The following is a 6,040-nucleotide window of genomic DNA, read 5'->3' on the forward strand; positions in this document are numbered from 1 at the left end:
CCCTTAGCGCATTGCATCCATGTTAAGAACAGGTTTATCGATTGAGTGCCGTATAAATGGTCTCTGCTAGGGCCGCGTTAATGCCCGGAACTCTGGCTAGCTCGTCGCGGCTGGCTTTTTGCACGCCCTGTAGGCCGCCAAAGAAGCGTAAAAGTTCACGTCGCCGTTTGGGGCCTATGCCGGGTATGTCCTGCAGCGTTGACGTTCTTCGCGCTTTGTCTCGTGCTGCGCGGTGGCCAGCAATGGCAAAGCGGTGAGACTCATCGCGTATGTGCTGGATTAAGTGCAGTGCTGGAGAGGCCGGATCTAATGGCAGAGGATTATCGCTGGTCTCTAAGAACAGCGTTTCCAGCCCTGCTTTGCGGGTGGTGCCTTTGGCAACGCCCAATAAAATGATATTGGTGACGGCTAAATCGTTTAATACGCCGCGTGCCATGTTGAGCTGACCTTTCCCGCCATCCACAATCAAAATATCAGGCGCTACCGCTTCTCCACTTTTTACCCGCTTCAGACGACGCGTCAGTGCTTGTTGCATGGCCGCGTAATCATCCCCTGCTGCGACGCCTTCAATACGAAAGTGTCGATAGTCACTTTTGCGCGGGCCTTGGTGGTCAAAAACCACGCAGGAGGCCACTGTGGCTTCACCTTGGCTGTGGCTGATGTCAAAGCACTCAAGGCGCTCTGGCACTTTCTCCAGGCCAAGCGCTTTTTGCAGGGCTTCAAAGCGCTGAGTGAGCTGGGTTTTGTTGGCCAGTTGGGAGGCAAGCTGCTGCTCGGCATTGGTCACGGCGAGGTGCTGCCACTGAGCGCGATGCCCGCGCACCTGGCTTGCCACTCTGACTTTTTTGCCTGCCTGCTGAGACAGTGCGCTGGCAATCAGCGAGCTGTCTTCCAACGGGTGGCTGGTAATGATTTCCCCAGGCACGTTGTGGGGCTGGCCAAAATAGTATTGGCTGACCACTTCGGTCAGCAGCAGTTCCAGTGGCAAGTCGAGATCGTTTTTGGGGGTGTGGTGTCGAGCGCCCAGCAGACGGCCATCTCGAACACTTAAAATGGATATGCCGATAGCCCCCGGGCGCTGGGCCAAGGCAAATACATCGGCATCGCCGCTTTCGTTGTCTACAAATTGGCGCTGTTGGAGCTGTCGCAGCTGTTGAACCTGGTCGCGCAGGCGAGCGGCCTCTTCAAAGTCTAGCGCTTGGCTGGCTGTTTCCATCTCTTGTGTTAAGAGTTGAGTCACGTGTTCGCTTTTGCCCTCTAAGCACATCACCGCATGCTCAACATCCTGGCGGTACTCCTCTTCGGAGATGTAGTCGACGCAAGGAGCGCTGCAGCGCTGGATTTGATACTGCAAGCAGGGGCGAGAGCGGTGGGCGAAAACGCTATCTTCGCAGTTGCGGATGCGAAAGATTTTCTGCATTAACGTTAGGCTCTCTTTCACCGCGCCGCTGCTAGGATAGGGGCCTAAATAGCGTCCGTCATCGCGACGCTGGCGAGCGCGTTTATATTCCAAAGCGGGGTAGGGGTGCCGATCAGTCACAAACACAAACGGATAGGATTTATCGTCCCGCAGCAAAATATTGTAAGGCGGACGAAGCTCCTTAATCAGCGTTTGTTCAAGCAGCAGGGCTTCTGTTTCGCTGCGGGTGACGGTGATTTGAATATCGGCAATGCGTGCCACCATCGCCTGGGTTTTGGTGTTGAGCTGGCCTCGGAAATAGCTTGCCAGCCGCGCCTTTAAACGTTTGGCTTTGCCGACGTAGAGCGTGTTTTGCTCTTCATCCAGCATGCGGTAGACGCCCGGTGAAGAGCTTACGGAGCTTAGAAACTGCTTGGCATCAAAAGTCATAGCTGGGCATCGGCGCTCTCAAACGGCAAGAAGCTGCGATGGTAGGTCTATCCCAGGATGGCGTCAAAGCCCTCGACAAGTCCATGGCGGAGTGCGAGATGGGTTAGCTCAACATCCGTGGCCACTTGAAGCTTGTCAAACAGGCGATAACGATAGGTGTTAACCGTTTTGGGACTTAAGTGTAAACGGTCAGAGATATCCTGGACGCGCTGACAGTTAACAATCATCAAAGCAATTTGTAGCTCTCGATGGGAGAGGTGGCTAAAGGGGTTATCTTCGTCTGTGAAGTGCGCCAGCGCCAAGCGTTGGGCAATTTCTTGGCTGACATATCGACGGCCATGAAAGACCTGGCGGATCGCCTCAGTCATTTCGACTGCGTCAGCCCCTTTGCTGAGAAAGCCTGATGCACCCGCCTCCAGCATTCGCCTCAAGACGCTGTCTTCTAAGTGGGCAGTGAGGATAATGACTTTAACGTCGGCCAGCGTGCGATGGATGCGGCGAGTGGCTTCCAGGCCTCCAATGCCGGGCATACGAATATCCATAAGAACGATGTCGGGTTTCAGCTGCCGACATTGGGCTACCGCACTTTCCCCATCATCGACTTCACCTACGATTTTAATGTCGCACTCTTCGTTCAGCAGGTGAGCGATACTGGTTCTCACCAGGTGGTGATCATCGGCAATTAAAACGTTGATCAAAGGTCTGGCTCCTGCAGGTAATCATCGTGGACTCGGGCGATACGCACGCTGCGAACCTATAGAGTGCCACAGCTCTTGGCGAAGGAGAATTAGTAGTTGCTTGTTTGCTTTAAACCTTGACCTAATACACGTTGTCACTTAGTATTCGCACCGCTGCACGCAAATGCAGCCTGTGGGGCCTTAGCTCAGCTGGGAGAGCGCAACACTGGCAGTGTTGAGGTCAGCGGTTCGATCCCGCTAGGCTCCACCATTATTTCAAAAACGCCACGTTACTCGTAACGTGGCGTTTTTTTATGCTGTTTGGAATTTGGTCGCGCTAGTTTTAAGGTCAAGCTCCGCCCTGCAGTAACCCGCAGGGCGGTTGCGGCGTTACGCGTCGATTTTGCCTAGCAGCAAAAACTCAATCAATGCTTTCTGGGCGTGCAGGCGGTTGCCTGCTTCTTGCCACACCACTGATCGTGGGTCGTCTAACAAGGTATGGCTGATCTCTTCACCACGGTGCGCAGGTAAGCAGTGCAGGAATAAGGCATCAGGCTGTGCGGTATCCAGCATGGCCTCGGTGACCTGGAAGCCTGCAAAGTCCGCTTCTCGCTTCGCCTGTTCCTCTTCCTGACCCATCGATGCCCATACGTCGGTAGTGATTAAGTCAGCGCCTTTAGCGGCTTCTTGCGGGTCGTGGAGCAGGCTGACGCAGTCACCCGCCGCGGCCATGATGTCTTCGCGGGGCTCATAGCCTTTCGGGCAGCATACCCGCAAGTTGAAGCCAAACTGGCGTGCGGCGTTAATCCAGGAGTGGCACATGTTGTTGCCATCGCCAATCCACACCGCGGTACGGCCTTTAATATTGCCGCGTAGTTCTGTCCAGGTCATCACGTCTGCCAGCAGTTGGCAGGGGTGGTAGTCGTCGCTTAAGGCGTTAATCACCGGAACGCTACTGGCACTGGCGTAAGTTTCCAAACCCTGATGAGAGAAAGTACGAATCATCACCGCATCGACCATTTCAGACAGTACGCGTGCGGTGTCTTCAATGGGCTCGCCGCGGCCTAACTGGGTGTCGCGAGGAGAAAGGAACAGCGCGTGACCACCAAACTGTGCCATGCCTGTTTCAAAGGAGACGCGGGTTCGGGTGGAGGATTTTTCAAAAATCATCGCCAGCGTGCGGTTGGGTAGCGGTGTGTAGACCGGGCCAGTGGCTTTTAGATCGGTTTTGATCTTAATGGCACGTTGGATCAAGTACGCCAACTCATCTGGGCTTAAATCCAGCAGGGTAAGGAAATGGCGTGTCGCCATGATGACTTCTCTCCGCGCAAAAACACCATCCTAGCGATGCGGCGGGGGATGCGCAACGCGGGCAGCATGCGTAGAATGGCGCCCACGCGTTAAGGCCGAGTAACTTGCTCAGGTATTGGTGTAGCGCCATGCCAAGGCATTGCTGGGTCGTGGGGTTAAAGCGAGTTGACGAATTGCGTAAACTGGCTTGGATCACATCACTTGTTTAGGAGCACATCATGAGCACGACTGCCGAAAATATTCAGCGCCAAATCAGCGAAAACCCGATTTTGATTTACATGAAAGGCACGCCGCAGCTTCCTCAGTGCGGATTTTCTTCGCAAACGGTTCAGGCGCTGATGAGCTGTGGCGAGCGTTTTGCGTTCGTCAACATCCTGGATAATCCCGATATCCGCGCAGAGCTGCCGAAAATTGCTAACTGGCCGACCTTTCCCCAGCTGTGGGTAGAGGGCGAGTTGGTAGGCGGTTGCGATATCGTGATGGAAATGCATCAAAACGGCGAACTGGAAATGCTGGTGAAAGAAGCTGCCCAGCGTGCCGCTGCTGCTGAAGGTGGCGACAACGCTTAAGCGTAACGCCTTGTGCCGCCCGGCAGTGGCCGGGCGGTTGGCGGGCTGCGGTGCAGCCGCTAGAATGGTGCATGATTAAACACCAACACTTAGCATTAACGGTGATCGTTTGGCCGTTTAGCATCGACTGTCAGCCCGCCTAAGGAAGTTTTGCTCAATGAGCTATCAGGTTCTGGCCCGCAAATGGCGGCCACGTACATTCCATGAGCTCGTGGGCCAGGCCCATGTTCAACGTGCCTTAGTAAACGCCCTCGATCAGGGTCGCTTACACCATGCCTACTTATTTACCGGTACCCGCGGCGTTGGTAAAACCACGCTTGCGCGTATTTTAGCAAAATGCCTTAACTGCACCGCCAAAGGGCGTGGAGATGAGGGGATTACCTCGACCCCTTGCGGCCAGTGCGACAGCTGCCAAGCCATTGATGAAGGCCGCTTCGTGGATCTCATTGAGGTCGATGCCGCCTCGCGTACCAAAGTAGAAGATACCCGCGAGCTGCTTGATAACGTTCAGTACGCCCCCACCCAAGGGCGCTATAAGGTGTATCTCATTGATGAGGTGCACATGCTCTCCACCAGCAGTTTTAATGCGCTGCTGAAAACGCTGGAAGAGCCGCCTCCCCACGTAAAATTCCTGCTAGCGACCACCGACCCGCAAAAACTACCCGCGACGGTGCTTTCTCGCTGCCTTCAGTTCACCTTGAAGCATATGCCACCTGAGCGTGTGGTGGAGCATTTGACCTATGTGCTGGGGCAAGAGGGCGTTGAGTATGATGAAAGCGCGCTGTGGCTATTAGGTAAAGCGGCCGAAGGTTCCATGCGTGACGCGATGAGCTTGACCGATCAAGCCATCGCGTTTGGCCAAGGGGCCGTTCGCCATGCTGATGTGGCCGCCATGCTTGGCACGTTGGACCATCGTCATGTGCTGGCCCTAGTGGAAGCGTTAGCAGACGTCGATGTTCAAACACTGTTGGCAGAAGTGGCTCAGCTTGCCGAGCAGGGCCCGGATTTTGCTGCCGTATTGGATGAGCTTACGGCCATCCTGCACCGCTTAGCCGTTGCGCAAATGGTGCCTGATGCCGTGGATAACAGCCATGGAGACCGCGCGCAAATCCAGCAGCTGGCCAGTCGATTTACCGCCGAAGATATTCAGCTCTATTACCAGATTGGCATTCAGGGGCGCGGCGATATGGTCCACGCGCCGGATTTACGCAGCGCCTTGGAAATGACGCTGCTGCGTATGCTGGCCTTCCGCCCCCAGGGCGTACCAAAACCGCCTGCAACGCCTTTACCGTTGCGCCGTGAACCGGCCTCTGGTGCAAACGCCTCACCTGAAACTCCAGCAGAAACCGCTGCTTCTGTGGATGAATCAAGCGCAAAAAAGCCTGAGCCTGCACCCGTAGCCGCCGAGGTTAAGCCTCCTGCGCCTGCTGAGGTGCAGGCAGCAGCGCCACCCGACGATAATGCCGTTGAGGTGGCTGATCAGTATGGCCCTGAAGTGAACAATGATGCGCCGCCGCCATGGTCGCTTGAAGAAGTAGAAAGCGCCGCTACGCTTTCGCCAGAGCCAGAGCCAGAGCCAGAGCCAGAGCCAGAGCCAGAGCCAGAGCCAGAGCCAGAGCCAGAGCCAGAGCCAG

General features: G+C 55.4%; 5 protein-coding genes and 1 tRNA gene. 3 read left to right on the plus strand and 3 right to left on the minus strand.

What is annotated here, in order from left to right; genetic code table 11:
* Positions 1 to 34: 34 nt before the first annotated feature.
* A complete protein-coding gene (uvrC, locus tag R0J87_RS14230) occupies positions 35 to 1,849 on the minus strand; it encodes an excinuclease ABC subunit UvrC (RefSeq protein WP_498886922.1) in 1,815 nt (604 codons plus the stop codon).
* A 47-nt stretch (positions 1,850 to 1,896) separates the two neighbouring features.
* Positions 1,897 to 2,547, minus strand: coding sequence for a UvrY/SirA/GacA family response regulator transcription factor (gene uvrY / locus R0J87_RS14235; RefSeq protein WP_404465789.1), 651 nt, complete (start codon positions 2,545 to 2,547; stop codon positions 1,897 to 1,899).
* Between the two features lie 174 nt (positions 2,548 to 2,721).
* On the opposite strand from uvrY, the gene R0J87_RS14240 reads away from it, so the two are divergent.
* A tRNA-Ala gene (locus R0J87_RS14240) sits at positions 2,722 to 2,797 on the plus strand.
* A gap of 119 nt (positions 2,798 to 2,916) precedes the next feature.
* Here R0J87_RS14240 and argF read toward each other — a convergent pair.
* On the minus strand, positions 2,917 to 3,837 hold the full coding sequence (gene argF / locus R0J87_RS14245) for an ornithine carbamoyltransferase (RefSeq protein WP_498886924.1): 921 nt from the start codon (positions 3,835 to 3,837) through the stop codon (positions 2,917 to 2,919).
* Between the two features lie 218 nt (positions 3,838 to 4,055).
* Here argF and grxD point away from each other — a divergent pair, with 218 nt between their 5' ends.
* Together grxD and dnaX are read left to right on the plus strand one after the other, a co-directional pair.
* Positions 4,056 to 4,406: a Grx4 family monothiol glutaredoxin gene (grxD, locus tag R0J87_RS14250; protein WP_498886926.1), complete on the plus strand. Its 351-nt coding sequence runs from the start codon at positions 4,056 to 4,058 to the stop codon at positions 4,404 to 4,406.
* 157 nt (positions 4,407 to 4,563) lie between these two features.
* Positions 4,564 to 6,040 (plus strand): DNA polymerase III subunit gamma/tau (dnaX, locus tag R0J87_RS14255; RefSeq protein ID WP_498886928.1); only part of this gene is annotated, 1,477 nt, incomplete at its 3' end.

It is taken from the genome of Halomonas sp. SIMBA_159, from assembly GCF_046536035.1.
GTDB lineage: Bacteria > Pseudomonadota > Gammaproteobacteria > Pseudomonadales > Halomonadaceae > Vreelandella > Vreelandella venusta_A.

Bases quoted from the DNA above. Each gene is read 5' to 3' on its own strand.
- uvrC (WP_498886922.1), bottom strand. From the start codon at position 1,849: ATGACTTTTGATGCCAAGCAGTTTCTAAGCTCCGTAAGCTCTTCACCG.
- argF (WP_498886924.1), bottom strand. From the start codon at position 3,837: ATGGCGACACGCCATTTCCTTACCCTGCTGGATTTAAGCCCAGATGAG.
- grxD (WP_498886926.1), top strand. From the start codon at position 4,056: ATGAGCACGACTGCCGAAAATATTCAGCGCCAAATCAGCGAAAACCCG.